At 64.0% G+C, this 25,955-nt stretch carries 23 protein-coding genes; 14 read left to right on the top strand and 9 right to left on the bottom strand.

Translation table 11 applies throughout. The features are described from left to right. Positions 1-5: 5 nt before the first annotated feature. From ACGK9R_RS01750 to mtnB, 5 genes are all read right to left on the bottom strand, one after another. Positions 6-1,037, bottom strand: a complete 1,032-nt coding sequence (locus tag ACGK9R_RS01750) for an ABC transporter permease (protein WP_394577842.1) — start codon at positions 1,035-1,037, stop codon at positions 6-8. Continuing rightward, positions 1,030-2,520: a sugar ABC transporter ATP-binding protein gene (locus tag ACGK9R_RS01755; RefSeq protein ID WP_394577843.1), complete on the bottom strand. Its 1,491-nt coding sequence runs from the start codon at positions 2,518-2,520 to the stop codon at positions 1,030-1,032. The genes ACGK9R_RS01750 and ACGK9R_RS01755 overlap by 8 nt, the downstream gene beginning before the upstream one ends. A gap of 165 nt (positions 2,521-2,685) precedes the next feature. Further along, a complete protein-coding gene (locus tag ACGK9R_RS01760) occupies positions 2,686-3,234 on the bottom strand; it encodes a 1,2-dihydroxy-3-keto-5-methylthiopentene dioxygenase (RefSeq protein WP_394577844.1) in 549 nt (182 codons plus the stop codon). A gap of 30 nt (positions 3,235-3,264) precedes the next feature. Then, positions 3,265-3,951: an acireductone synthase gene (mtnC, locus tag ACGK9R_RS01765; protein WP_394577845.1), complete on the bottom strand. Its 687-nt coding sequence runs from the start codon at positions 3,949-3,951 to the stop codon at positions 3,265-3,267. Next, complete coding sequence (gene mtnB, locus ACGK9R_RS01770) at positions 3,948-4,532, bottom strand: methylthioribulose 1-phosphate dehydratase (protein ID WP_394577847.1); 585 nt, start codon at positions 4,530-4,532, stop codon at positions 3,948-3,950. Before mtnB ends, mtnC begins: the two co-directional genes overlap by 4 nt. 82 nt (positions 4,533-4,614) lie before the next feature. On the opposite strand from mtnB, the gene mtnA reads away from it, so the two are divergent. Beyond that, entirely contained in the window at positions 4,615-5,631 is a 1,017-nt protein-coding gene (mtnA, locus tag ACGK9R_RS01775) for an S-methyl-5-thioribose-1-phosphate isomerase (RefSeq protein WP_394577848.1), read from the top strand. A gap of 7 nt (positions 5,632-5,638) precedes the next feature. On the opposite strand, the gene recQ is transcribed toward mtnA, so the two are convergent. Then, entirely contained in the window at positions 5,639-7,765 is a 2,127-nt protein-coding gene (gene recQ, locus ACGK9R_RS01780; RefSeq protein ID WP_394577849.1) for a DNA helicase RecQ, read from the bottom strand. A 136-nt stretch (positions 7,766-7,901) separates the two neighbouring features. Continuing rightward, positions 7,902-9,326: a sigma-54 interaction domain-containing protein gene (locus ACGK9R_RS01785; protein WP_394577850.1), complete on the bottom strand. Its 1,425-nt coding sequence runs from the start codon at positions 9,324-9,326 to the stop codon at positions 7,902-7,904. Between the two features lie 233 nt (positions 9,327-9,559). Between ACGK9R_RS01785 and speB the strand changes: the two genes are divergently transcribed. The 4 genes from speB (at position 9,560) to ACGK9R_RS01805 (ending at position 15,133) form a co-directional block, all read left to right on the top strand. Then, the gene (gene speB, locus ACGK9R_RS01790) at positions 9,560-10,510 is read left to right on the top strand and encodes an agmatinase (protein WP_394577851.1); all 951 of its coding nucleotides are present in this window, start codon (positions 9,560-9,562) and stop codon (positions 10,508-10,510) included. A 154-nt stretch (positions 10,511-10,664) separates the two neighbouring features. Next, the gene (locus ACGK9R_RS01795; protein ID WP_394577852.1) at positions 10,665-12,047 is read left to right on the top strand and encodes a YjiH family protein; all 1,383 of its coding nucleotides are present in this window, start codon (positions 10,665-10,667) and stop codon (positions 12,045-12,047) included. Between the two features lie 9 nt (positions 12,048-12,056). Further along, the gene (locus ACGK9R_RS01800; RefSeq protein WP_394577854.1) at positions 12,057-13,691 is read left to right on the top strand and encodes a 5-guanidino-2-oxopentanoate decarboxylase; all 1,635 of its coding nucleotides are present in this window, start codon (positions 12,057-12,059) and stop codon (positions 13,689-13,691) included. Next, entirely contained in the window at positions 13,688-15,133 is a 1,446-nt protein-coding gene (locus ACGK9R_RS01805) for an aldehyde dehydrogenase family protein (protein WP_394577855.1), read from the top strand. Before ACGK9R_RS01800 ends, ACGK9R_RS01805 begins: the two co-directional genes overlap by 4 nt. Here ACGK9R_RS01805 and ACGK9R_RS01810 read toward each other — a convergent pair. Beyond that, positions 15,130-16,065, bottom strand: a complete 936-nt coding sequence (locus ACGK9R_RS01810; protein ID WP_394577856.1) for a hydroxymethylglutaryl-CoA lyase — start codon at positions 16,063-16,065, stop codon at positions 15,130-15,132. The two genes, ACGK9R_RS01805 and ACGK9R_RS01810, sit on opposite strands and share 4 nt — an antisense overlap. 10 nt (positions 16,066-16,075) lie before the next feature. Further along, entirely contained in the window at positions 16,076-17,275 is a 1,200-nt protein-coding gene (locus ACGK9R_RS01815; protein ID WP_394577857.1) for a CaiB/BaiF CoA transferase family protein, read from the bottom strand. A 167-nt stretch (positions 17,276-17,442) separates the two neighbouring features. Here ACGK9R_RS01815 and ACGK9R_RS01820 point away from each other — a divergent pair, with 167 nt between their 5' ends. The 9 genes from ACGK9R_RS01820 to ACGK9R_RS01860 all read left to right on the top strand — a co-directional run bounded on the left by ACGK9R_RS01820 (position 17,443) and on the right by ACGK9R_RS01860 (position 25,891). After that, the gene (locus tag ACGK9R_RS01820) at positions 17,443-18,330 is read left to right on the top strand and encodes a LysR substrate-binding domain-containing protein (RefSeq protein WP_394578565.1); all 888 of its coding nucleotides are present in this window, start codon (positions 17,443-17,445) and stop codon (positions 18,328-18,330) included. A gap of 238 nt (positions 18,331-18,568) precedes the next feature. Further along, positions 18,569-19,558, top strand: coding sequence for a TRAP transporter substrate-binding protein (locus tag ACGK9R_RS01825; protein ID WP_394577858.1), 990 nt, complete (start codon positions 18,569-18,571; stop codon positions 19,556-19,558). Between the two features lie 68 nt (positions 19,559-19,626). Continuing rightward, positions 19,627-20,166 carry a TRAP transporter small permease gene (locus ACGK9R_RS01830; protein WP_394577859.1) on the top strand — a complete coding sequence of 180 codons (540 nt, stop codon included), beginning with the start codon at positions 19,627-19,629 and terminating at the stop codon, positions 20,164-20,166. After that, a complete protein-coding gene (locus ACGK9R_RS01835; protein WP_394577860.1) occupies positions 20,163-21,458 on the top strand; it encodes a TRAP transporter large permease in 1,296 nt (431 codons plus the stop codon). Before ACGK9R_RS01830 ends, ACGK9R_RS01835 begins: the two co-directional genes overlap by 4 nt. A gap of 99 nt (positions 21,459-21,557) precedes the next feature. Further along, positions 21,558-22,481 carry a Gfo/Idh/MocA family protein gene (locus ACGK9R_RS01840; protein WP_394577861.1) on the top strand — a complete coding sequence of 308 codons (924 nt, stop codon included), beginning with the start codon at positions 21,558-21,560 and terminating at the stop codon, positions 22,479-22,481. Between the two features lie 340 nt (positions 22,482-22,821). Continuing rightward, complete coding sequence (locus ACGK9R_RS01845; RefSeq protein ID WP_394577863.1) at positions 22,822-23,124, top strand: hypothetical protein; 303 nt, start codon at positions 22,822-22,824, stop codon at positions 23,122-23,124. Between the two features lie 193 nt (positions 23,125-23,317). Further along, positions 23,318-24,424: a heparan-alpha-glucosaminide N-acetyltransferase domain-containing protein gene (locus ACGK9R_RS01850; RefSeq protein ID WP_394577864.1), complete on the top strand. Its 1,107-nt coding sequence runs from the start codon at positions 23,318-23,320 to the stop codon at positions 24,422-24,424. A 35-nt stretch (positions 24,425-24,459) separates the two neighbouring features. Further along, complete coding sequence (locus ACGK9R_RS01855; RefSeq protein WP_394577866.1) at positions 24,460-25,557, top strand: serine hydrolase; 1,098 nt, start codon at positions 24,460-24,462, stop codon at positions 25,555-25,557. Positions 25,558-25,612: 55 nt separating this feature from the next. Then, positions 25,613-25,891 (top strand): peptidylprolyl isomerase, encoded by a 279-nt coding sequence (locus ACGK9R_RS01860; protein WP_394577867.1) that lies wholly within the window; start codon positions 25,613-25,615, stop codon positions 25,889-25,891. Positions 25,892-25,955: the final 64 nt, after the last annotated feature.

The raw sequence follows: 25,955 nt of genomic DNA on the forward strand, positions 1-25,955 counted from the left end.
TCGTTTTAGTGGCGTGAAACGGCCCCGCGGCGCGAGGCCAAGTAGAAGGTGAACATCAGCGCGAGCACCAGCACGGCGCCCTTGACGAAATCCTGGGTATAGTAGGGCGCGTTCATCATCGTCATACCTTGCAGCAGGATACCCACGAACAGCGCGCCCATGGCGGTGCCGAAGGCGTTGGGCCGCGCGGCACCCAGCACCGCAAAGCCGATCAGCGCCGCAGCGACGCTATCGAGCAGCAGGTTGTTGCCGCTGGCGATGTCGCCTCGGCCCAAGCGCGCGGCAAGCAGCACACCGCCGATGGCCGCGGTGACCCCGGAGATCATGTAAGCCGCGATCTTGTAGCGCTCGACCGGCGCCCCCACCAGCGCGGTGGCGCGCTCGTTGGAGCCGATGGCGTACATAAGCCGCCCGTGGCGGGTGACGCCGAGAAAGAGCCACACCGCCAGCGCGATCAGCAGGAACACGACCACCGGCACGGGGATCAGCCGCTCGATCACCAGGTCGAAGCGGTGGCGGCCCAGCCACAAGAACGCCTCGGAGAAGACGCCCTGGGCCGTCGAGCCGTCGGCGAGCGTCATGCCGGTAGCGATCGAGTTGCCTTGGGTAGGGATACGCTGGAGGCCAATCAGTAAAAACATCATGCCAAGGGTGGCGAGCAGATCGGGAATGCGACATTTGACGATCAGCAGGCCGTTGATCAGCCCGATCAGCGCGCCCATCAGCAGGCATAGCGCGACCGCCACTACGGCGGACTGTTCGAGCACCACCATGACGTAGGCGGAGAGCATCAGCGAGGAGGTGGCCACCGCGCCGATGGAGAGATCGAACCCGCCGACCACGAGGGTGGTGGTCACGCCGAGGGCCAGAATGCCGGTAATGGCCACGGACTGCAGCACGAACACCGCCGAGCGTGGATTGGCAAAGCCGGGCGCGGCCAGGCTGAAGTAGATCACCAGCCCCGCCAGCAGCAGCAAGAAGCCGTAGCGAATGGCGAACTCGAGGGCCCACGCCTTGGCGCTGTCCGCGCTAGCCATTGCCGGCGGCCTGGGCGACGAGGGTGTCGAGGTCGAGGTTCTGGTTGAGTTGCTCACCGGCAATGGCTCCTTCGTGTAAAACAATGATGCGATCGGCGATTTCGATCGCCTCGTCGATATCGGAAACGAATACCAAGGTGGCGCGCCCCCGGGCGCTTTCGCGAATGTGGCGGCCGATATCCCGGCGCGCGCCGATGTCCACGCCCTGAAACGGCTCGTCGAGCAGCAGCACCCGGCAGGGCGTCTGCAGCCAGCGTCCGATCATTACCTTCTGCTGATTACCGCCGGAGAGCGTGGTGATGTCATCACTCGGTGACTGGCACTTGATGCCGAGCGTGTCGACCATCTGCGCGGTGGCACGCGCTTGGCGAGCGGCGCTCAAAAGTGTCCCGCGGGAAAACGCTTTCAGAAAGGGCAGCGTCAGGTTGTCGGTGATGCTGAAATCCTTCACCACGGCGTTGCTGGCCCGATCCTTGACCGACATGAACACCCCGGCGGCGAGCGCCTCGCGTACGTTGGCGGGGCGGTAAGCGCGGCCATCTAGGTGCATCTGCCCGCTGTGTAGCGGGCGCAGGCCAAATAGGGTCTCGGCCAGCGCTTCCATACCGCTGCCCAGTAGCCCGGTAAAGGCCACCACTTCGCCGTCGCAGGCCTGAACGTCGATCGGCGCGCTCTCGGAGGAGAGGCGCACGCCGCCAAGCGTCAGTACCGGTGCGCCGGCCGCGACCGGGGTGATCGCGGCGGCGGCCATCGTCTGACCCAGCATGGCGTGAACCGCGCCGCTCACATCCAGCGGCGCCTGCTCGAACACGCCAGATACCAGGCCGTCGCGCAGGCAGATGATGCGATCGGCCAGGCGCTTGATATCGGACATGCGGTGCGAGATATAGAGAATCGCCACGCCCTGGTCGCGCAGGCGCTCGAGTACCTGAAACAGCCGCTCGGCCTCCCCAGCGGAAAGCGACGAGGTCGGCTCGTCGAGAATCAGCACTTTCGGGGTATGGGCCATTGCCCGGGCAATACCGATCATCTGCCGGTCCGCCACGGTGAGATCCGCCACCCGAGCGTTGAGATCGAAAGTCAGTCCCATGGTGCGGGCGATCTCTTCGGCCTGAGCGTTGAGCGCTCGGCGGCTTACCCACAGGCCGTGCTCGCGGGCGGCGAGCCGGTCGAGCATCAGGTTGTCGGCCACGGTCAAATCGGGAATGACGCCGTCGTCGATCGACTGGTGAACGGTCACAACGCCCCGGTGGATCGCCGCGCGTGCGCTCAAGGGGCGGTAGTCGTCGCCGGCCAGAGTCATCTGGCCGGTGTCCGCCGCGTGGTAACCGCTGATCACTTTCACCAGCGTCGACTTGCCCGCGCCGTTGGCGCCCATCAGCACGGTGATCTCCCCGGCATCAAGGCAAAAATCGACGCCGCGCAGCACCTCGTTGCGACCGAAGGATTTATGGATCCCCGAAAGATCCAGTACGGTGGACAAAAGACGCCTCCTGTCGTTGGGGAACGAATCGTTGGACACGGGCACACGCCATGTCTCAAGGCGCGAGTATGGGGTCGCGCCCGAATCGAGGGCGAAAAATCATCGTGAAAGGGGCGGGCAAAGTCAACCGCGCGGTGGGCCGCGCGGTCATGCCGAAGGGGTGGCCTATAGCTGATCGAGCCGATCAAAGCGTCCGGCAATATCGCTCTCGGTCCAGTGGGGTACCCAGCCTTCGACGTTGTCGAAAAAGCGCAGCGCGGTGAATTCAGGCGTAGGGCCCATATCGAACCAGTGCGGGGTGTTGGCCGGCACGCTGATCAGATCGCCCTGGGTGCACAGCACTTGGTACACCTGATCGTCGATATGCAGGCAGAAAAGCCCTTGGCCCTTGACGAAAAAGCGCACTTCGTCCTCGTTGTGGCGATGCTCGTTGAGAAATTTCTGGCGCATCGCGTCCTTCTCCGGGTGCGTCGGCACCATGTGCAGCACGTCCACCGTCTGGTAGCCGCCTTCGGCCTTCAGGCGTTCGATGTCCGCGTCATACAGCGCCAGGATCTCCTCCTGGGTGGTGGCGTCGGCAATCTCGCCGGGGGTTTCCCAGCGCTCGAACAGCACGCCTACGCGGTTGAGTTCGGCCTTGATCTGCGCGCCGTCCTGGGTATCGATCAGTGCGGTTTCGGGGTTCTGGTCGGCAAACACCTTGAGTTGTGACATGGAGCGCTCCTTGGCTATTGGCGTTATGCGTTAGAGGGGGATGTCGCCGAAGCTTGCCACAACGCCGTGCTCGGTGCCCGCTTGGGTGCCTTCGCGCACCAGCTGCAGGGTTTTCATGCCGGCACTTGCGGCGGCGTCGAGCTCTTCGACCACGTCCGATAGAAACAGAATCGACGCCGGGGAAAGCGCGAGCTCATCACTGATGCGCCGGTAGGTCTGGGCCTCGCGCTTGTGGCCAATATGGGTGTCGAAGTGGCCGTCGAACAGCGTCGTGAGGTCCCCTGCATCGCTGTGACCGAATAAGAGCTTCTGCGCCTGCACCGAGCCGGAGGAGTAGACGTAGAGCGCAAGGCCCGCCTCCTTCCACTGGCGAAGGCGCGGGGCCACATCGTCATACAGATGGCCCTTGAAGGCGCCGCGCTGGTAGCCGTCCGCCCAGATCATGCCCTGCAGCGCTTTGAGCGAGGTGATCTTCTGATCGGTCTCGATCCAGTGCAAAAGCGTCTCGATCACCTTATCGACGGAGGCGTCGGGCTCGCCTAGCTCGCGGCGCACGGCGTCGATCTGCTCGGCGACCTCGGGCTGGGCGCGGTGGGTCTGTACGTACTCGGGCAACTGGTCGTGGGCGTAGGGAAACAGCACGTTGTGGACGAAGCGGATGTCGGTGGTGGTGCCTTCGACGTCCATGACCACGGCGCGGATAGTGGAATCACTCATGAGTAACGGCTCTCTTCCAGAACGCAGGCAAGCAGAAATTCGATCGCTTCCAAATGGCGGCGGCACTCGGCCACCGAGGCCCCAACGGCGTAGATACCATGACCCTGAACCAGAAAGCCCCAAGGCATCGGCCAGCCGGCCTCGACATGGCGCGAAAGCTCGGCCATGTCCTGGGAATTGGGAACGACCGGCAGTATGATCACGGCGTCATGAGTCGTGTTGCCCGACAGCGCCTTCTGCATCTCGAAGCCTTCGAGCGAAATGCCTTGGGGGAAGCGGCGCGAGAGCACGGTGCTCGCCACGGTGTGAACGTGGAGCACGCAGCCAATGGTCGAATCGAGCCGGTAGAGTGCGGCGTGCAGCTCGCTTTCAGCGCTCGGTTTGCCGGTGCCTTCGAGCACACGGCCCTCCAAGTCGCACAGGAGCAGGTCATCAGCGCTTACGCGGGTCTTGTCGACGCCGGAGGCGGTGACGAGATAGCCACTATCTGCGCGAACGGAGAAGTTGCCGCCGGTGGCCGGGGTCCAGCCGTTGCCAGCGGCCCAGCCAATCGCGGCCAGCAGGTCGTCTTTTGAGGTCATGCGCGGTACCGGTCACTATCCAAAGCGCTTCATTCTATATGATATGCTCCGCGCCTGATAAGCCGCCCTTCAGGAGTTGCCCATGCCCCTCTTTCAATCCCGCAGTCTACGCGTGAGTGCCGACATCCTCGAGTACCTGGACCAGACGCGTTTGCCTCAGGTGGAGCAGTGGGAAGCCTGCAATACGCCAGAGGCCTGGCAGGCGGCGGTCAAGCGGCTGGCGATTCGCGGCGCGCCCCTGATCGGGCTGAGCGCGGCCTTCGTGCTGGCTCAGTACGCCGCCCGCGAGCCTGAGGGCAACTGGCAGGGCGTAAGCGACACGCTTCGCGCCACGCGCCCCACGGCGGTGAACCTGATGTACTGTTTGGACGCCATGGAAGCCTGCTTCGGGGAGGGTGTCGAGGCGCTTTGGGCCCGTGCGGCGGCGCTGTTCGAGGAGGACCGCGCCCTTTGCCAAGCGATGGCCGAGCGCGGCGCGGACTTGCTGAGCGAGGGTGACCGGGTGCTGACCCACTGCAACACCGGGGCCTTGGCCACGGCGGGTGTGGGCACGGCAATTGGCGCGCTGGCGGTCGCCAAGGCGCGCGGCCTTGCGCTTCACGTCTACGTGGACGAAACCCGCCCGCTCTTGCAGGGCGGGCGCTTGACCGCCTGGGAGATGGAAGACCTCGGCATCGACTACCAGCTCATCTGCGACAGCATGGCGGCGAGTCTGATGGCGGCGGGCAAGGTCGACAAGATCATGGTCGGCGCCGATCGCATCTGCGCCAACGGCGACTTCGCCAACAAGGTGGGCACTTACATGCTAGCCGTGCTGGCGCACTACCATCAGGTGCCGTTCTACGTGGTCGCCCCCTACACCACGGTGGACGCCGCCTGCGCCACCGGCGCCGAGATTCCCATCGAGCAGCGCGACGGCTCTGAAGTGCGCGGCGTGACCGGCGCTTTCGGCGAGGCGAGCTGGGCGCCCAAGGATGCCCCGGTATGGAACCCGGCCTTCGACGTCACCCCGGCGGCACTGGTCACCGGCTGGGTACTCGACACCGGCGTGTTCGATCAACGCGCCATCGCTCGCGGAGAGCACTGCCGCGGGCGCTAGCTTCGCCTCAGGCTGGCGCGTTCATTGCCGCGCGCACGCAGGCCAGTACGTGATAGTCGACCTGGCCTTCGAGCGCCTCGAACACCGCTTTCATGCCGCCCGCCGCGTGCTCACGGATGGCGCGTTCGATGCGCTCGCGCTCACCGGGCGCCAGCGCCATCACCTGATCGAGGGTAAGCACCCCGCCTTCGATCGCCTCCGCCAAGTGGCGGTAGATGGTATTGACGGTAAAGCCGCGCCGACTGGCGACATCCTCGACGATGAGGCCTTGTTTCACCATCTCGGCGGATTGATAGGCGCTTTCGCCGACGCTCACTGCTTGCGCGCTGCCCTTGTGCGCCGCGATCACTTTTAGAATCCCCTCGCCGTAATCCTCCAGCTTGCGCGCGCCGATGCCGGTGACCCCGCCAAGGGCCTCCAGGCTTTCCGGGCGGCGCTCGACGAGCTCGTTGAGGGTGGCGTCGTTGAAGATGACGTAGGCGGGCACGCCCTGTTCGTCGGCAAGCGCCTTGCGGTGGTTGCGCAGCGCCTCCCACAGCGGGCCGTGGCCCGGGGCGGCGGGCGCGCCCCGGCTGCGGCGCCGGGCGGCGGATTTGACCGGCTTGCGCAGGGTCAGCGGCTCTTCGCCGCGCAGTACCGGCTTGGCCTGAGCGGTCAGGTGAATGCCGCCGTGGCCCTCCATGTCCACGCTCAAGTAGCCGCTGGCGATCAGCTGACGGTAGAGCGCCTTCCACTCGTTGGCAGAATGCTCACTCCCAATGCCGAAGGTGCTGACCTTATCGTGGCCAAAGCGCGCGATGCGCTCGTTCGATTTGCCCAGCAGCACGTCGACCAGATAGGTCACGCCGAAGCGCTGCTCGGTGCGATACACACACGACAGCGCCTTCTGCGCGGCAACGGTGGCGTCCCAGGTTTCTGGCGGCGTCAGGCAGTTGTCGCAGTTGCCGCAGGGTTTCTCCAGATGATCGCCGAAGTAGTGCAACAGCGCCTGGCGGCGGCAGCTGATGATCTCGCAAAGCCCCAGCATGGCATCCAATTTTTGTTGCTCGATGCGCTTTTGCTGATCCCCGGCGCTCGAGTCCTGCTGCATCTGGCGCAGGGTGATCACGTCCTGCAGTCCGTAGGACATCCAGGCATCCGCGGGCAGACCGTCGCGCCCGGCGCGGCCGGTCTCCTGGTAGTAGGCCTCGATGCTCTTGGGCAGGTTCAAGTGCGCTACGAAGCGCACGTCCGGCTTGTCGATGCCCATGCCAAAGGCGATGGTCGCCACCACGATCACGCCGTCCTCGCGCAGAAAGCGGCTCTGGTGGTGCTGGCGCTGCTCTGGCGGCAGCCCCGCGTGGTAGGGCAGCGCGGTCAAGCCCTGGCGTTCGAGCCAGGCCGCGGTCTCCTCCACCTTCCTGCGCGAAAGGCAATACACGATGCCCGCCTCGCCGTCGTGGTTCTCGCGAATGAAGCGCAGTAGCGCCTCCCGCGTGTTGCCCTGATTTTCGGCGATGTGGTAGCGAATGTTGGGCCGGTCGAAGCCATTGTTGTAGAGCGCGGCGTTTTGAAGCTGCAGGTGCTCGATGATGTCGCCCCGGGTCGGTACGTCGGCAGTGGCGGTGAGCGCGATTCGGGGGACGCTTGGAAAACGCTCGTGCAGGTGCGAAAGCTGGCGGTACTCCGGGCGAAAGTCGTGGCCCCACTGGGAGACGCAGTGGGCTTCATCGATGGCAAAGAGCGCAATCGGCGCCTGATCCAGCAGCGCCTGCATGCGCGGCGTGGCCAGCCGCTCCGGGGCAACGTACAAGAGATCCAGCTCACCGGCGCGCAGCTGGTTTTCCACCGCCATGGCGTCGTTGAAATCGAGACTCGAGTTCAGATACGCCGCACGCACGCCGTTTTGCACCAGCGCCGCCACCTGATCCTGCATAAGCGCGATCAAGGGCGACACCACGATCGCCGTGCCCGCGCGCAAAAGCGCCGGAATCTGGTAGCAAAGCGACTTGCCGCCACCGGTGGGCATTAGAACCAGCGCGTCGCCGCCAGAGCTTACGTGCTCAATGATCGCCTGCTGCGGGCCGCGAAACTGATCGAAGCCGAAGACTTCCTGCAGCACTTTCAACGCCGCCGGGTAGGGTTCGCCGTGCATCCTCGCTCTCTCCTCGCTCGTTTACGCATTCGAGGATTGTCGCACGAAAGCGCTCGCCAGGATGCCCGCGCGCAGAAACGACTGCACGAACGCCCCCAACGCGACAGTAAAAGACATGGAATCAGCGACGGCAGCGTTAACGTCCGTTGCCGGGCACAAGATCGTAGCGCTTGAGCTTGCGCACCACGCTCGATTGGCTGATGCCCAGCCGTTTAGCGATAGCGTAGGTGCTGGGGTGTTGCCGACACAACTCGCGCAAAAGCCGCTGTTCGACGCGGGCCAGGTAAGCCGGCAGCGTTTCTTCGCGCTCGATTGATTCGTACGCTTCAAGCATTGGCTCTGGGCGGGAGGCGGTGGGCGTCGCCTCGACGCTTTCGATCTGATCCGAGGCGCTGGAGAGCCAGGCGCGCTCCAGCCAGTTCTCGAGCTCGCGCACGTTGCCGGGCCAGTCGCTGCCCATCAGCGTCGACCAGACGGTGTTGTCGAGAAACTTCTGCCGCCCGTAGCGGGCGTTGAGCCGCGCAAGGCATGCCTCGGCAAGCCCTGGGATGTCCTCGCGGCGCTCGCGAAGCGGTGGCAGTGTGACCGGGATCACGTTGAGGCGGTAGTAGAGATCCAGCCGGAAAAGGCCCTCCTGCACGCGCGCGGCCAGGTCCTGGTTGGTGGCGACCACCAGGCGGAAATCGACACGGCGCGGGCGGGTGTCGCCTAGCCGCGTCAGCTTGGCGTCCTGAATCACCTTCAAGAGTTTGGTCTGCATCAGAAGCGGAAGCTCACCGATCTCGTCGAGAAACAGCGTGCCGCCTTCGGCCTGCTCCAAAAGCCCCGCCTTGCCCTGACGGGCGGCGCCGCTGAACGCCCCTGGCTGGTAGCCAAACATCTCGGACTCGAACAGGTTCTCCGGAATGGCGGCGCAGTTGACCTCGATAAAGGGGCCTTCGGCGCGCTCGCTCCATTGATGGAGCTGGCGGGCAAACGCGGTCTTGCCGACGCCGGACTCACCGAGCATCAGCACGTTGGCCCCGGAAGGCGCCACGCGCTTGAGCAGGCTCGCTACCTCGCGCATCGCGTGGCTGCGTACCTGCAGATGCTCGAGCGCGACGTCCAGCGCCGGGTCGTCGGCGGCGCTGTGGCCGCGCTTGAGGTGTTCGTTGAAGCGCTTTTGCAGTAGCGCATACTCGTCCTGCAGAAGCTGCAGATCGGTCATGTCCCGCGAGCGGCTGATGATGCGCACGAGCTTGTTCCCCAGGAAGACCGGATGGGCCTCGGCGATCACGCGGCGCCCGGTGCCGGTGGTCTGCATCAGCTGCGTCGAGCGGCGCGTTCGCATTACTTCCAGGCTAATGGAGGGCTTGAGCACGCCGCTTCGCTCGAGCGCCTTCACGTTGCTGCCCATCAGCTCGTCGCGGGAAAGCCCGTACACCGCCTCTACGCCTGGGCTGATATCGAGCACCTCGCCATCGCCACCCACGATGAAGAAGTGGTCGCTGGCGGTCTCGACGATGGTCTTGAGCACGTTGCGATCGATCTCGTCCACACCGTTCTTTCCTGGTTCTTTCATACCGCCCCCTTCATTCTGCCCCTCGATGCTTGAACCGCTCATGACTTATCGATTCATTTTCGGTTCGATAATACGCGTTAATGATTCAGTTTTGCATCGATTTGCGCGATAGGTGGCTGAATCCGGCGCTTTGCGGCCTGGCACGTTAAATGCAGTTACATGGGAATAAAAAGTAACCCTGGGCCGCTCGCTGGCCCGAAAAACGACAACGCACAAGCGAAAAGGAGAGGGCGATGAGCGATTTCAACCAGCCGCTGGGCGGCAACGAGATGCCGCGCTTTGGCGGCCCGGCGACCATGATGCGCCTGCCTACCCAGCCAAGCGCCGAGGGGCTCGACGCTGCCTTCATCGGCATTCCGATGGATATCGGCACCTCCAACCGCCCGGGCACGCGACTGGGCCCGCGCCAGATTCGCGACGAGTCGCGGATGTTGCGCCCCTACAACATGGCCACCCGCGCCGCGCCTTTTGAGCACCTGCAGGTGGCGGACATCGGTGACGTGCCGATCAATACCTTCAACCTGCCGAAGAACCTCGACATCATCACCCGCTTTTATGATGACGTACTCGCCCACGGCTGCACGCCGCTGACCCTGGGCGGCGACCATACCCTGACCTGGCCGATTCTGCGCGCCATGGCGAAAAAGCACGGGCCGGTGGGGCTGATTCACATCGACGCCCACGCCGATGTCAACGAGCACATGTTCGGTGAAGAGGTCGCCCACGGCTGCCCCTTCCGTCGTGCGCAGGAAGAAGGACTTCTGGCCAAGGGGAAAGTCGTGCAGATCGGCCTGCGTGGCACCGGCTACGCCGCCGAGGACTTCGACTGGTGCCGTGAGCAGGGCTTTCGCGTCGTTCAGGCAGAAGAGTGCTGGTACAAATCGCTCACACCCTTGATGGAAGAGGTGCGCGCGCAGATGGGCGATACGCCGGTGTACATCAGTTTCGATATCGACGGTCTCGATCCGTCGGTGGCACCGGGCACCGGCACCGTGGAAATGGGCGGGCTTACCGCAAGCCAGGGCCTTGAGATCGTGCGCGGCGCGGCGGGGCTCAATATCGTGGGCGGCGATCTGGTGGAGGTCTCACCGCCGTTCGACACCAGCGGCAATACTGCGCTGATGGGCGCCACGCTTTTATATGAAATGCTCTGCGTGCTGCCTGGCGTAAAGAGACAGGCGTGAAGAGAGAGGAGTGAAGGGAAAGGAGTGTCCGCGGCGGGGCTGCCGGTCCGGCGCCCTGCCAGACATTACCCGGATATTATAACAAGGGAGGTCAAACCTCCCGCTACGACGCCGCCAGCCCACCTTCAACAATCATTTTCAACAGGTGAACATCATGTCCGACCCTCAAGCGATACGCGATGAGCGCGCGCCCGACGAGGCCATCCCGCGCCGCCATCTGCTCAAGTTCCTGATACCCTCGATCATCGGGGTGCTGCTGTTTCTGGTGCCGTTTCAAACCGGCGATTCGGTCAATATTGGCATGGGGATGATGGCCGATGGCCTGCAGGCCCTGCTCGGCGAGGCGCTGCCGCTGATCGCCATGGTGGTGCTGTGCGTGTCGGTCATCGTCACGCTCTACGTAAAGGCCACCAACCCGGCCTGGGCTCGGGGCGGGCACTTCGGTGACATGTTCCAGGTGGGGCTGATCTGGGTGGCGCTGCGCGTGCTCGGCGCCATCTTCGTGGTGATGACCTACTTCCAAGTGGGGCCCGAGTTCGTGACCGCCTCCTTCACCGGCGGCGTCATGCTCAACGACCTGGCGCCGGTGCTTTTGACGTTTTTCTTCTTCGCCGCGATTTTGCTGCCGTTTCTGGTTGAGTTCGGCTTCATGGAGTTCATCGGAAGCCTGGTGCGCAAGCCGTTTCGCCTTATCTTCAACCTGCCGGGGCGCAGCGCCATTGATGCCACCGCGTCCTGGATGGGCTCCGGCACCGTGGGCGTGCTGATCACCTCGCAGCAGTACGAGCAGGGCTTCTACAGCGGCCGCGAGGCCTCGGTAATCGCCACCAACTTCTCCGTGGCCTCCATTGCGTTCAGCCTTTTGGTGGTCAACTTCGTCGACTTGAATCATATGTTCGTGCCGTTCTACTTCACCGTGGTGGTGTCCGGGCTGATCGCCGCGATCATCGTCTCGCGCATTCCGCCGCTGTCGCTGAAGGCCGATGACTACCATGAGCCGGTGGGCTGTCAGATTCGTGAAGAGAACACCGGTCGCGCCGGGCTTTTCCGTTACAGCCTGGCGCAGGCCACGCGCCGCGCCGCCGGTGCGCCCGGCCCCGCGCAGCTTGCCAAACTGGCGCTGATCAACGTCATCGACATCTTCCTGACGCTTTTGCCGCTGGTGTTTGCGATCGGCACCATCGCGCTGATTCTGGCGGAATTCACGCCGCTCTTTACCTGGCTCTCCTACCCGATGGTGCCGGTACTCGAACTCTTACGTATTCCCGAAGCCCAGGCCGCCGCGCCCGCCACCCTGGTCGGCTTTGCCGACATGTTCCTGCCGGCGGTGCTGGCCACCAATATCGACAGCGAGCTCACGCGCTTCGTGATCGCGTGCCTTTCGATGACGCAGCTCGTCTACATGTCCGAAATCGGCGCGCTGCTGCTGAAGTCGAAAATCCCGATTGCGCTGTGGGAGCTGGCGGCGGTGTTTCTTTTGCGCACCGCGATTACGCTGCCGATCATCGCGCTGATGGCGCACACCCTGTTCTTCTAAGGAGGCGCCATGAAGGCCCACGACACGATGACCTGCGCGGAGCTTCTGATTCGCCTTTTACGCGACACCTACGGCGTCGACACGCTTTTCGGCATCCCCGGCGTGCACACGGTCGAACTCTACCGGGGTCTCGAAGGGGGAGGCATCCACCACGTGACGCCGCGCCACGAACAGGGCGCGGGCTTCATGGCCGACGGCTACGCTCGCGCGAGCGGCAAGCCCGGGGTCTGCCTGATCATCACCGGCCCCGGCATGACCAATATCGCCACCGCCATGGGCCAGGCGCTCGCGGATTCGGTGCCGATGCTGGTGATCTCGAGTGTCAATCGCCGCGATACGCTGGGGCTCGGCCAGGGCCGGCTTCACGAGCTGCCCAGCCAGCGGCAGCTGGTCAGTGGTGTGGCGCGCTTTAGCCACACGCTGCTCGACGCCGACACGCTGCCCGAGGTACTGGCTCGCGCCTTTGCGGTGTTTAGAGGCGCGCGGCCGGGGCCGGTGCATATCGAGATCCCGATTGATCTGTTCAACGCCCCGGTCACGCCTCCCCGATGCTGGCAGGCGCCAAAACTTTACCGCGCCGCGCCAGACCCGGAAGGGCTTGTCGAGGTGGCGCAGCTTTTGAAAGCAGCGAAGCACCCGCTGGTGCTGTTGGGCGGCGGCTGCGAAGATGCCTCTCGAGCCGCCCGTACACTTGTCGAACGCCTCGACGCGCCGACGGTGACCACCATCAATGCCAAGGGGCTTCTTGGGCGAGGGCACCCGCTGGATCTCGGCGCCAACGCCGCGCTCCCTGCGGTAAGGCGGCTGGCTTTTGATGCCGACGTGATTCTCGCCGTGGGCACCGAGCTCGGCGAAACCGATGTTGACGTGGTGTTCGACGATGGCTTCGAGCTGACCGGCACGCTGATTCGCGTGGATATCGACTCCGAGCAGCTGGTGCGCAATCAAACGACCACGCTGGGCCTGGTGGGCGACGCCGGGCGCACGCTGGCGCTGCTCGCCGACCATTTCCCCGAGCCGTTATCGCGCGGCGGCGCCGAGCGGGTCAGTGAAGCGCTTTCAGAACTCGATCTGGCAAACGATCCGGGGTTTTCCGCCTTCGTGCCGCTTTACGAAACCCTTGCCGAGCAGCTGCCCGAGGCGGTGCTGGTAGGCGACTCCACCGCGCCGGTCTACGCCGGTAATCACCTGGTCAGCCAGCCCGCGCCACGGCGCTACTTCAACGCCTCGACCGGTTACGGCACGCTGGGTTACGGGTTGCCCGCCGCGCTCGGTGCAAAGCTCGCTCAACCGCCGCTTCCCGTGGTCGCGCTGGTGGGCGACGGCGGGGTGATGTTTACGCTCTCGGAACTCGCCACCGCCGTGGAAGAGCGGATTCCCGTGGTCATCCTGCTGTGGCACAACGCCGGGTACGAGGAGATCCGCCGCTACATGGATGACAACGGCGTTGCGCGACTCGGCGTGGATCTTCAGGCGCCGAATTTCATGACCCTGGCCGACGGTTTTGGCTGCCCGGCCATTCATATCGAAAGCCCGGCCGAGTTGGCGGCGGCGCTTGCCGAGCGCGACATTAGCCGCCCGCTTCTTATCGAAATCGATGCTAGCGTCTGGCAGCGCAGCGTTACACGAAAGGATGCCCCATGAAAATCCTCGATCAGCAGTTCATCGACAATCAGTGGGTGGCCTCCAGCGCGACTCGTACGCTCGATGTGATGAATCCCTATCGCGAGGAAGTAATTGCTCGGGTCACGGTAGGGGATTCGGCCGACGTCGACGCCGCCGTGGCGGCGGCCCGCGCCGCGCAGCCTGAGTGGCAGGCGCTGGGCGGCCAGGCGCGGTCGGAGTACCTCGACGGCTTCGCGGATGCTCTGACGGCGCGGCGCGAGGCGCTGATCGAGCTCAGTGCTACCAACAACGGCAAACCTTTGGCAGAGGCCGGCATCGATCTCGACGACGCAATCGCCTGCTACCGCTACTACGCCGGCCAGGCCCGCGCGCTGGACGCCCGCCAGGGCGAACGGGTCGAGGTCGGGATGGAAGGCGTCGAGGCGCGGGCCTACTTTGATCCCGCCGGCGTGGTCGGGCTGATCACACCCTGGAACTTTCCGCTGGTGACCAGCGCCTGGAAGCTCGCCCCGGCGCTGGCCGCTGGCTGCACCGTGGTGCTGAAGCCTTCCGAGGTGGTGCCGCTGCCAGAGCAAACGCTGGCAGAGATCGCGCTGGAGATCGGCCTGCCCGCGGGCGTGCTGAACCTCTTGAACGGCGACGGTGAGGGCATCGGCGCGCCACTGGCAAGCCATGCAGACGTGGACAAGGTGTCGTTCACCGGCAGCAACCGCGTCGGCGAAGCGGTAATGAAAGCGGCCGCCGCCCGCACCGCCGGGGTGTCGCTGGAGCTCGGCGGCAAGTCGCCGGTTCTGGTGATGGAGGACGCCGACCCCGCGCAAGCCGCCGACTGGGTCATGGCGGGTATCTACTTCAACGCCGGCCAGATCTGCTCGGCGACCTCGCGGCTATTGGTGCACGAAGACGTGGCCGAGGCGCTTTTTAAGGCGCTTGGCGAGCGTATGGACGCGTTGACTCTGGGCGACCCGCTCAGCGAGGATACCGACCTTGGCCCACTCACCAGCGCCAAACAGCGGGACGCCGTCAACGGCTATCTGAAGATCGCCGAACAGGAAGGGCTCGTGGCGGTGCGCGATCACACCCACTACACCTTGCCCGAGCAGGGCTACTTCGCCGCCCCTACGCTTTACCGCGACGTGCCGGTAGAAAGCCGTTTGTGGCGTGAGGAAATCTTCGGCCCCGTGCTCTGCGCGCGCAGCGTCAAAAGCGGGGAGGAGGCGATCGCGCTTGCCAACGACAGCGACTTTGGCCTCGCCGCCACGGTGATCAGCGGCGACGTTGATCGCGCCAAGCGCATCTGCCGGGCGCTCAAGGCCGGCAGCATCTGGTACAACTCCGAGCAGTTGGTGCTGCCGGAAACCGCCTGGGGCGGCTTCAAGCGAAGCGGCATCGGCCGCGAACTCGGCCCTTGGGGGCTAAGTGCGTATCTGGAGGTGAAACACGTGGTGGGGTCGGCTTAACGCGCCGGCATCGGGTAGCGCCGATTCCATTTGCCGGCTTTGACCACCTGCCCGGGCACCTCATGCCCGACGAGCTCGGGTAGCGTAGCGGCCACTTCCAGCAGGGCGTCGAGATCGACGCCGGTATCCACACCCATCGCTTCGAACATGTGCACCAGATCCTCGGTGCAGACGTTGCCCGTCGCGCCCGGGGCGAAGGGGCAGCCGCCGAGGCCGCCGAGGGCGGCGTCGAAGCGGGTGATGCCCGCCTGCCAGGCGGCCAGCGCGTTGGCAAGTCCCATGCCGCGGGTGTTGTGTACGTGCAGAGTGAACGGCGTTTCGGGCCAGCGGCGGATGACCGCTTCGCACAGCGCCTTGACCTGGGCGGGGTTGGCCATGCCGGTGGTGTCGCAGAGCGTAACGCCTTGAATCCCAAGCGCCACGAGTTGTTCGATGAGTTCAAGTACGCGCTCTTGCGGCACCACGCCTTCGAAGGGGCAGCCGAAGGTGGTGGAGAGCGAGGCATTGACGAACACGCCGCTTCCCCGCGCCGCCTCCAGAATGTCGCCAAAGCGCTCAATCGACTGTTCCGGCGTCATGCGCAGGTTGGCCAGGCCATGGCTCGCGCTTGCCGACATCACCAGGTTGAGTTCATCCACCCGGCAGGCCAGCGCCCGCTCGGCGCCCTTGAGGTTGGGCACCAGTACGGTGATCTCCACGCCGCCGCGGCGCTGGATGCCGCTTACCACATCAGCCGCATCCGCCAGGTTGGGAATCGCCCTGGGCGAGGTGAAGGAGGTGGCTTCGATACGCGCAACGCCGGTTTTCGAGAGCGCGTCGATCCAGCGGATCTTGCCTTCAGTGGGAACGAAACGTGATTCGATCTGCAGGCCATCGCGGGGGCCGACCTCGTTGATCTCGATGCGCTCGGGGCAGGGGGCTTGTGTCAGCATGGTGCGCTCCTTAAATGATGCCGGCGCCGCGCAGCTTGGCGCGGGTGTCCGGGTCGATGCCGAGTTCGTCGAGTACTTCCTCGGTGTGCTGGCCAAGTGTCGGGCCGCCGTTACCCAGCCGCCCGGGAGTAGCGCTGAGTTTGGGCAGCACGCCGGGCACCTTCAGCGGTTCGCCGCTCTCGCGGGTGTAGGTCTGGATCATCTCGCGGGCGATGTAGTGTGGGTCGAAGGCGATGTCCCTGGCGGTAAAGGGGTAGCCTGCTGGCACCCGGGCCTCGTCCAGCGCCTTCAGGATGGCGTCGCGCGGGCGGGTTTGCGTCCAGGCCTCGATCGCCTGGTCGATCATCTGAGCCTTCTGGCTGCGCCCATCGTTATGGGCGAGCGCCGGGTCTTCGGCCAGATCCAGGCGGCCGATCACACCCATCAGACGCTTGAAGATGCTGTCGCCGTTGCCGGCGATCAGAACGTACTCGCCGCCTTCGCAGCGGTAGGCGTTCGACGGCGTGATGCCGGGCAGGGCGCTGCCGCCGGGCTCGCGTACCTGGCCCGTGGCGTCGAACTCGGGCAATAAGCTCTCCATCATGGCGAACACCGACTCGTACAGCGCTACGTCGATCTCCTGGCCCAGGCCGCTCTTGTGGCGCTCCTGCAGCGCGAGCAGCGTGCCGATCACCGCGTAAAGTGCCGAGAGCGAGTCGCCGATGCTCACGCCCACGCGCACCGATGGCTCGCCGGGCTGGCCTGTCAGGTAGCGAAGCCCGCCCATCGCCTCGCCGATGACGCCGAAACCGGGCTTGTCACGGTAGGGGCCGGTCTGGCCGTAGCCGGAGATATGCACCATGATCAAGCCCGGGTTGAGTGTCGACAGCGCCTCCCAGCCAAGGCCCCAGTCATCCAGCGTGCCCGGGCGGAAGTTTTCGACCACCACGTCGGCTTCCTGAGCCAATTGGCGCACCAGCGACTGTCCCTCCTCGCTTCGAAGATCCAGCGCCACGGAGCGCTTGTTGCGGGTCTGGACGTGCCACCACAGCGAGGTGCCTTCCTCCAGCATTCGCCATTTGCGAAGCGGGTCGCCGGTGCCCGGCGGCTCGATCTTGATCACGTCGGCGCCGAACTCGCCGAGCAGCTTGGTGGCGAAGGGGCCGGCGATGAGCTGGCCGAGCTCGAGGACTTTCACGCCTTTTAGCGGAAGTTCGCGGGAGGAGGTCATGAGGGTCACCTGTATCCGTGCTGACTGTTGTCGTTCTAGCTGTCGTTATTGGAGGCCAGCATGCGCCAGCGCCAATGAGGCGACAATTAGGCAATCGATAAGGTGGCGTTCGTCGTCGGCGAAGCGATGCGCTAGCATGGAGCCTTCGTTTGCTTGGATACGCCGCGATGCGCCGATTCGATTTCCTCACCCTGAAGCTTTTCATCTCCGTGGCGGATGAAGGGCGTTTGACCGCCGCCGCCGAGCGCGAGCACATGGCGCTGGCAGCGGTGAGCAAGCGCATCAGCGACCTGGAAGCGCTGGTGGGCACCACGCTTTTGTACCGCAAGGCGCGCGGCGTGGAGCTGACCCCGGCGGGGCAGGCCTTTTTGCACCACGCCCGGCGCATTCTCGACAACCTCGAGCGCCTGCAGGCGGAGCTCGACGAGTACGGCGAGGGTGTGAAGGGGCACGTGCGGGTCCACTCGAATACCTCGGCGATCATCGCCTTTCTGCCCCAGGATTTGAGTGCGTTCTCGCGGCGCTATCCGGATATCAAGATCGACCTGCAGGAGCGGGTGAGCAGCGAGATCATCGCTGCGGTACGCGACGGGCTGACCGACGTGGGCGTGTTCGCTGGCCACGTGCCGGCACCGGATCTTGAATGTTTGGCCTACCGTCAGGACCGCCTGATGCTGGTGATGCCAAACGGTCATCCGCTGGCCGGGCGCGAACGCATCGCTTTTCTCGAGGCGCTCGATTTCGACTTCATTGGCCTGCAGCAGGACGCCTCGCTACAGGCGTTGCTTCACGAACAGGCGGGCCAGGCGCTGCGTATGCGCATCCAGGTGCGCAGCTTCGACGCCATCTGCCGGATGATTCATCATGGCATGGGGGTAGGCATTCTGCCGGAGCAGACCCTCTATCGAGAGCTCGAGGATTTAAAGCTCAAAAGCATTCCCCTCGAGGACGCTTGGGCGCGCCGGGAGCTGGTCATCGGCATGCGCCGCTACGCCACGCTTCCCGCCACCGCACGCCATCTGGTCGATCACCTGACCGCCGCCAGCCCGCGCTGAGCGGGGCGCTCGGAGCGTCATTGGCCTACATCTTTAGTCGCAGGCATCAGGGCGGGGGTTAAATAAACCCCCGCCCTATCAGCGTTTAGAGCCATCGCGATTAACGAAGCCTTCCTTCTCGAACCTCGATTTGAGCCCTGTAAGAGCTTGTTTCACTATCGAGCCAGCCTTCTTGCTGGACGCGCGCACCTTTCAGTAACGACAACCCCAATAACGATAACCTTGGAGAGACGACATCATGCGGACATCCCCTCTGGCCACGCTGGCAACCCTCGGTTTACTGGCCATCGCGCCCTTCGCGCTCGCCAATCCGATCGAGATTCAGGTCAACAACACCATGAGTGAAGGCGGCTCCGAAAGCGCCGCGGTCGAGCGTTTCGCCGAGTATCTGGAAGAGCAGGCGCCGGGGCGCTTCAACGTGCGCCCGTTTCTGGCTGGCTCGCTGGGCGGCGAGGATTCGGTTCTCGAGCTTCTCAACCTGGGCCAGACCCAGATTTCGCTGACCGGCGGCAACTGGCGCCAGCAGTACGCGCCGGAGTACGACGCCATCACCGTGCCGTTTCTGTTCACGACCTGGGACGAAGTGGACAACTACATGGAGACCCCTTCTGGCGAGGCGATGGTCGCCCAGGCCGAAAGCCGCGGCGGCCTCAAGTTTCTCGGCCTTCAGCATCGCGGCCCTCGCCACATGACCGCCAACAAGGAGATCCGCACTCCCGAGGATCTACAGGGTTTTCGTCTGCGCCTGCCGTCGCTGCCGATCTGGCTGACGGTGTGGGAGGAGATCGGCGCCCAAGTGGTCAACGTGCCCGCCCCGGAGATCTATCTGGCGATGCAGACCCGCCAGGTGGACGGCCACGAGAACTCCCTCTCATCGCCCTACACCCGGCGGCTCTGGGAAGTGCAGGACTACCTGATCATGACCAGCCACGTGCAGTTCCCCTGGAGCTGGGTGGCCAGCGCCCGCTGGTGGGATGGCCTGAGCGAAGAGGATCAGGGCCTGATCAGCGAGGCGGTCGAAGTCGCGCGTGAGTATGGTAATGAACAGGAGCGCGAACTCGACGATTACTACCTGGAAGCGCTGCAGGAAGAGGGCATGACGGTGATCGAGCCGGATATCGCGGCGTTTCGCGAGGCGGCCCAGCCGGCCATCGAGCAGGTGCTCTCTGACATGGCCGACGGCGTGCGCGACGACGCCCTCGAGGCCGCTGCCTCGGACCAGCAGTAACCCTGGATAAGTGATTAACCCTGCGGCGCCGCTCGGCGCCGCACTCGATTCAGCGAAGGAGTTGACTTGTGGATGACGCATTGCCACCCGCCAACGGGGCCGACCGCGTTGCCTTTCACGCGCTGCGTTTCATCACCCGGCTGTGTGACGCCCTGGGCGTGGCGCTGCTGGTGGCGATTCTCGGGCTGATCGTCATGGCGGTACTGGCCAGGGACGTCCTCAACTGGGGCATGCCCTGGACCGAGGAGGTCGTTTCATTAATGGCGATCTACGCCGTGGCGCTGGGCTCGATCTCGGCCTGGGTGCGCAGTGACCATCTGGTGGTGGATCTGTTCAGCCACCGCCTGAACGGAGCCGGTCTTCAGGTGCAGCACCGGGTGACGGCGCTGATCTCCTGCGGCTTTTTCGTGCTGGCCGCCTGGGGCGCCTGGATCATGGCCGGCGTGAGTGTGAACAACAACACCGTGTCGCTGGGCATCAGTTTCTCGTATCTCTACTACGCGGTGCTGGGCAGCTTCATTTCCATGGCGGTGATTGCCGCCTGGCAGACGCTGCGCGGCCCGGTGGCCTGGCACGTCGAACCTCATGCGCAGGAGACGACGCCATGACCGAACTGGCCATTTTCGTCGGCGGGCTGCTGGTATTGATGATGATCGGCCTGCCGGTGGTCGTCTCGATCGGCGTGACTTCGTTCATCGCGCTGGCCGTGACCGGCGCTGGCGGGCTCCCGGTGGAGCTTCTGTCGCTGCGCATGGTGCAGACGCTCAACAACTTCACCCTGCTGGCCATCCCGCTGTTCATCCTGGCGGCCAACATCATGAACCTGGGCTCGACCACCACCCGCATCTTCGACTTCGCCACGGCGCTGGTCGGCTTCACGCGCGGCGGGCTGGGTCATGCCAACGTGGTGGCGAGTTCGATCTTCGCCACCATGTCCGGCACTGCGGTGGCGGACGCCGCCGGGCTTGGCAGCATCGAGATCAAGGCGATGAAGGAGCGCGGCTACGCGCTCGATTACACCACCGGCATCACCGCCACCTCGAGCGTGGTCGGCCCGATCCTGCCGCCGAGCATCGCGTTGGTAGTCTACGGGTGGCTGGCCAACGTGAGCATTGGCGGGCTGTTCATGGCCGGGCTTCTGCCAGGGCTTCTGATGGCGGCACTGTTGATGGGCATGACCGTGTTTCTCGGCGCGACCGGGCGGGTCAAGATGCCCGAGCCGACCCCCTTCGACGGCGGCGAGGTGCTGCGCACCGGCAAGCGGGCGATTCTGCCGCTGTTGATGCCGGCGATCATCGTCGGCGGTATCTGGGGCGGTTTCTTCACCCCTACCGAGGCCGGCGCTATTGCCTCGCTCTATGCGGTCGTTTTGGGTGGGCTGATCTACCGTGATCTGACGCTGAAGAACCTTTATGACGCTTTTCGCCGCACGTTGATGTTCAGCGCGGTGATCCTGTTGATCATCGCGGTGTCGAGCTTCTACGGCTGGATTCTGGTGCGCATGGGTATCCCCCAGGCGCTGGCCGGGCAGGTGGCGAGCATCGACATGCCGACCATCCTGCTGCTGGTCTGCTTCGCGCTGTTTTTCCTCTTGATCGGCTGCTTCATGTCGGTGATCGAGAGCATCCTGATCTTCACCCCGATCGTAGTGCCCGCCGCGCTCACCGCCGGGCTCGACCCGGTGCACTTCGGCATCGTGATGGTGATCACGCTCTCCGTCGGCGTCATCACGCCGCCCTTCGGCACGGTGCTGTTCATGATGGTGGGTATCACTCGGCTTCGCTACGGGCAGGTGGTCAAGGCGGTACTGCCGTTTCTGATCCCGGTGATACTCGCCATCCTGCTGCTGATCGCCATTCCGGGGCTTGCGACCTGGCTTCCGGGGGTGATGGGGTATTGAGTAGAAACGCTGATCAATGCTGGTAGAAAGTGAAGAACGGGAAGGCGCCGGTATTTGTTACTATCGAGCGCCTTCTCCTTTTTCGTCGGGGTATGACCCATGCAAAACATTCCTCTGGGGCTGGTGGGCGTCGGTAAAATCGCTCTTGACCAGCACCTTCCCGCCATCGACGCGTCCCCTTTCAGGCTGACAGCAACCGCGGACCCGCATGCCGGTCTCAAAACGCTCCCCGCCTACACCTCGCTGCAGGACATGCTGGATGCCGAGCCAAGTATTGAGGCCGTCGCTATCTGCACGCCGACCCATCTTCGTTTCGCGCAAGCTTACCTGGCGATTTCGCGCGGTAAACACGTGCTGCTCGAAAAACCGCCCGGCGCCACGCTCAGCGAAGTGGATGCTCTGACCGCCCATGCCCGGCGCCAAGGGGTGACCCTGTTCGCGGCCTGGCACTCGCGTTTTGCACCGGGCGTGGCAAGCGCCCGCCAGTGGCTTGCCAACAGGACAGTGAAGCAGGTGCGTATCGAGTGGAAAGAGGATGTTCGCGTATGGCACCCCGGGCAGGCGTGGATCTGGCAGCCCGGCGGCATGGGCGTGTTCGATCCGGGGATCAATGCGCTTTCGATCGCTACCGCCATTCTTCCCGAGCCTTTTTTTCTACAGCGCGCGCGGCTGGCGGTACCGAGTAACTGCCAGACGCCGATCGCTGCATCACTCTCGTTCACCGATGCGCAAGGCGCCGGTATTGAGGCGCAGTTCGATTTTCACCAGCAGGGCGAGCCTACCTGGGATATTCATATCGACACGGATTCTGGGCGCCTGAGCCTCACCCGCGGCGGGCGCTGCCTGAACATTGCCAATACGCCCGTCATCGACGAAGAGGAGCGCGAATATATCGGCGTCTATGCGCACTTTGCCGAGTTGGTGGGCAGCGCCACGAGTGATGTGGATGTTTCTCCGCTTCGCCATGTGGCGGACGCTTTTCTCTACGGGCACCGTGATATGACGGATGCTTTCACCGAGTAGTGCAATAATCATTTTCCTGACGGTTCGATCTTGATGATGCTACTAACCCCGTTTGACATGCCCCCTGTAGGCCCATGTGCCAACCGTAAACAAGAAAACATTGATTATTGTTATCAATAATGTGGGAGTTGGCAAGTTTTTATTTTATTAAAGTGTTGAATTTAAATAACTTTTTTATTGATATGATAAACCTGGTACACCCGCTGCAATAACCTGATCGAAAACGCAGCGTAGGAAGGCACGGCGTTTTCGATTCGACTCAATGGACGATTTTTAACCGGGCATTTTATTGGTTGCCCACGTTGAAAAGCAGGTAAGCAAAGCGATTGGAGGTACGATCATGAAAAAGGAAGCTCTCAAGAAACTGGGTATTCTGGGTGTCTCTTTTGGCCTGATGGCGAGCCCCTTGGCGTTTGCGGGTATGGAAGAGGAAACGGCGCCGCAGGAGCCGACGCCGCACGAAGACACCATGCAGGGTGACCAGAGTACGTACAATAGCTACGACACCGAGCAGGAGCCGGGTGTCACCACCGAGTACGAAGAGGAAGAGCAGGAGTTCACTTACGAAGAAGAGGAGGAGGAACAGGAGTGGGAGACCGACACGGATACGGACACCGACATGGATTCCGACGATAGCTGGTAAACCACCACTGTTGAGGGAGTAACTGCTTCTCTGGTTCAAGGATGAGCCACGAAATGCCCCGCCGACTGCGGGGCATTTTTGCGTTTAAGGCGTCGCTACCGCCGGTCAGGGCGATAGGCTAAGGTTAAGCCATCTTTACCATGGTCTGGACGTCCGATACTCCATCGGCGCCGCTGACAGGGATGTACGTGACGTGCCGAATTTAAAGGAAGTACCTCAGCTGCCCAGGGCCGACGGGCGCATCGAGGCGATCGATCTTGCCCGCGGCATCGCAATCGGCTTGATGATTCTGAGCCACACCGTGAGCGGGCTGGTGGGTATCCCCAACGTGCCCGAGTGGGGCATGGTGCCCATTCATCTGGTCACCAAGTTCTCCTCGTCGCTGTTCATCACGGTGTTCGGCATCGCGCTGGCGGTGGCGTTCTTGCCGCGCACCAGAGACGACGACTGGCCCAAACGGCGGCTGAAACTATGGCTGCGTGGCCTCGAGGTGTGGTTCTGGTACAAGGCGCTGACCATCGTCGAGATGCTGCCTTACAACGCGCCCGCCGACATTCTCAATACGCTGTTATACGGCAACTTCGCCATCTGGGTGGAGATCCTCGGCTTCTACGCCATTGCGCTCGTTTGGGTGCCGCTGATCCTGCCGCTGTGGGCTCGCGCGCCGCTCTGGTCGCGGCTGGCGGCCATTGTGGGGCTTTCGGCGCTCTCCGCCTGGCTTCAGGGGTTCGATTTCGGCGGCAACGCCATTGTGAAGGCGCTGCTGGTCGATCATTCCGACTACTACACCTGGGGCCAGCTGAGCCGCGCGCCGCTGATTCTGATCGGGCTTCTGATCGGCGAGGCGGCGCTTCGCTGCGCCGGGGAGCGCACCCGCCAGCGTAAGTTCGTGCTTACGCTGATCGCGCTGGGGGCGTTGATGATCGGCGGCTTTTATGCCCTCGCCGCAAGTGACGGGGAGGTCTACGCGGCGATGACGGCGGTGGCCAACAACGCCGGTAAACACCCGCCGGAACTTGCTTTCATGCTGTTCAGCGTGGGCGGGGCGTTCGTCATTCTGGGGCTTACGCTGGCCGGTGGGCGCCTCGCCGCGCGGGCACTTTTGCCGCTCACTCTTGTCGGAAGCGACGCGCTCAAGGCGTTCATCTTTCATATCGTGATGATCTTTCTGGTGCTGCGCTTTCTGCTGGGGGTTAATGAAACGATCACCTACCCCCAGGCGCTGGGCACCGGCGGGCTGTTGATTCTCGGCGCGGCGCTCTGGATCCGGGCCACGCGCTGGATGGCGGCGCACCGCTAGCGTCGCGCTTACAATGGCGAAATAGAGGTAACGATTTGCACTGGTTCAAACGCACGCTTTGGCTTGTAGCGCTCTGCATGGCGCTGCCGGCTCAGGCAGATTGGTATTACGAGACCGATAAACGCAGCCTCTGGCAGGAGAGCCTGGCCTCTCGGCTCTCGGTCATCGAGGAGGCGTTTGGTGGGGAGTTGGGCGTCCATGTCCAGAACCTGCAAAGCGGCGAGGCCTTCTCCTGGCAGGCGGATACGCCCTGGTATCTCGCTTCGCTGGTGAAAGTGCCGGTGGCGGCGGAGGTTTACGCCCGCCGCCAGGCCGGTGCGCTCACCCTTGATGAGCGCATTACGCTTTCAAGCGATGACTTCGTCGACGGAGCCGGGCCGGTGAACTGGCACGACCCGGGCACGCCGATCTCGATTGGCTATCTGCTCGAACAGATGATCACCGTCAGCGACAACACCGCCACGGACATGCTGATCGAGCGCGTCGGGCTCGAGGCGGTGAACGCGCGCGCCCGGCAGATGGTGGCGGCCAGCGGTGGTAACCCGGAAGAGCTTGGGCCGATCACGAAGCTGGTCGGCGTGCGCCAGGGCGTATACGGCGAGCTGCACCCGGATGCGCGCGCGCTTTCCGGGCTCGACTTCATGGCGCTGCGCCAGAATAGCGTCAGCCAGCGCCCGGCGGCGCTTGCGCGCAAGTTGGGTGTTTCGAGTCAGGCGCTCGAACAGCCCGATTACGCCAGCGCTTTTGATGCCTTCGAGCGTACCGGCGCCAACACCGCCACGCTCAGGGCCTACGGCGACCTGCTCGCCGCGCTGCACCGAGGCGGGCTTGCGGATCTCGACGCCACCCAGCGCCAGGCGTTGGTCGACCTGATGTCACACACACGCTCCGGCGAGGCGCGGCTCAAGCGCGGGCTGGGCGAGGGCATACGGTTTGCCCACAAGACCGGCACCCAGCACCGGCGAACCTGCGATGCGGGCCTGGCCTTCAGCGCCGCGAGCGACCAGGCCGAAGGCGATGCCTGGGCGGTGGTTGCCTGCACTCGCGGGCCCTTGTCGCGCGCGGCCCACGAGCAGGCCCTTGCCCGCGTGGGCGAGGCGCTGGTCGTGACCGGCGCGGTGGGCACGCCTTGAGCTTACGAGCCGTGATAAACTAGTCACTTCCCAACACCGATTATCAGGAGGCCCCATGGCCAACGCCAGCGCCCGTCACATTCTTGTCGACAGCGAAGAGCAGTGTCTCGCGCTCAAGAAAGAGATCGAAAACGGCCGCGATTTGGCGGACGTCGCCAAACAGCACTCTAACTGCCCCTCCGGGCGTCAGGGCGGTGACCTGGGCTCCTTCGGTCCCGGCCAGATGGTGCCGGAGTTCGATAAAGTCGTCTTCAACGGCGAGTTGAACACGGTTCACGGCCCGGTTCAGACCCAGTTTGGCTATCACCTGCTCGAAGTTACCCGCCGCAGTTAATCTGCCCCGGCAGGCCGGCGCTGCGAACGCCGGCCGCTTCGGGCAGCCAGGCACCGAGGCTCCC

It is taken from the genome of Halomonas sp. HNIBRBA4712 (assembly GCF_043558675.1).
In the GTDB taxonomy this organism is placed as follows: Bacteria; Pseudomonadota; Gammaproteobacteria; order Pseudomonadales; family Halomonadaceae; genus Vreelandella.

Bases quoted from the DNA above. Each gene is read 5' to 3' on its own strand.
- recQ (WP_394577849.1), bottom strand. From the start codon at position 7,765: ATGCACGGCGAACCCTACCCGGCGGCGTTGAAAGTGCTGCAGGAAGTC.
- mtnC (WP_394577845.1), bottom strand. From the start codon at position 3,951: ATGAGTGATTCCACTATCCGCGCCGTGGTCATGGACGTCGAAGGCACC.
- ACGK9R_RS01825 (WP_394577858.1), top strand. From the start codon at position 18,569: ATGCGGACATCCCCTCTGGCCACGCTGGCAACCCTCGGTTTACTGGCC.
- ACGK9R_RS01795 (WP_394577852.1), top strand. From the start codon at position 10,665: ATGTCCGACCCTCAAGCGATACGCGATGAGCGCGCGCCCGACGAGGCC.
- ACGK9R_RS01840 (WP_394577861.1), top strand. From the start codon at position 21,558: ATGCAAAACATTCCTCTGGGGCTGGTGGGCGTCGGTAAAATCGCTCTT.
- speB (WP_394577851.1), top strand. From the start codon at position 9,560: ATGAGCGATTTCAACCAGCCGCTGGGCGGCAACGAGATGCCGCGCTTT.
- mtnA (WP_394577848.1), top strand. From the start codon at position 4,615: ATGCCCCTCTTTCAATCCCGCAGTCTACGCGTGAGTGCCGACATCCTC.
- ACGK9R_RS01750 (WP_394577842.1), bottom strand. From the start codon at position 1,037: ATGGCTAGCGCGGACAGCGCCAAGGCGTGGGCCCTCGAGTTCGCCATT.
- mtnB (WP_394577847.1), bottom strand. From the start codon at position 4,532: ATGACCTCAAAAGACGACCTGCTGGCCGCGATTGGCTGGGCCGCTGGC.
- ACGK9R_RS01805 (WP_394577855.1), top strand. From the start codon at position 13,688: ATGAAAATCCTCGATCAGCAGTTCATCGACAATCAGTGGGTGGCCTCC.
- ACGK9R_RS01800 (WP_394577854.1), top strand. From the start codon at position 12,057: ATGAAGGCCCACGACACGATGACCTGCGCGGAGCTTCTGATTCGCCTT.
- ACGK9R_RS01760 (WP_394577844.1), bottom strand. From the start codon at position 3,234: ATGTCACAACTCAAGGTGTTTGCCGACCAGAACCCCGAAACCGCACTG.
- ACGK9R_RS01845 (WP_394577863.1), top strand. From the start codon at position 22,822: ATGAAAAAGGAAGCTCTCAAGAAACTGGGTATTCTGGGTGTCTCTTTT.
- ACGK9R_RS01860 (WP_394577867.1), top strand. From the start codon at position 25,613: ATGGCCAACGCCAGCGCCCGTCACATTCTTGTCGACAGCGAAGAGCAG.
- ACGK9R_RS01810 (WP_394577856.1), bottom strand. From the start codon at position 16,065: ATGCTGACACAAGCCCCCTGCCCCGAGCGCATCGAGATCAACGAGGTC.
- ACGK9R_RS01815 (WP_394577857.1), bottom strand. From the start codon at position 17,275: ATGACCTCCTCCCGCGAACTTCCGCTAAAAGGCGTGAAAGTCCTCGAG.
- ACGK9R_RS01785 (WP_394577850.1), bottom strand. From the start codon at position 9,326: ATGAAAGAACCAGGAAAGAACGGTGTGGACGAGATCGATCGCAACGTG.
- ACGK9R_RS01820 (WP_394578565.1), top strand. From the start codon at position 17,443: ATGCGCCGATTCGATTTCCTCACCCTGAAGCTTTTCATCTCCGTGGCG.
- ACGK9R_RS01835 (WP_394577860.1), top strand. From the start codon at position 20,163: ATGACCGAACTGGCCATTTTCGTCGGCGGGCTGCTGGTATTGATGATG.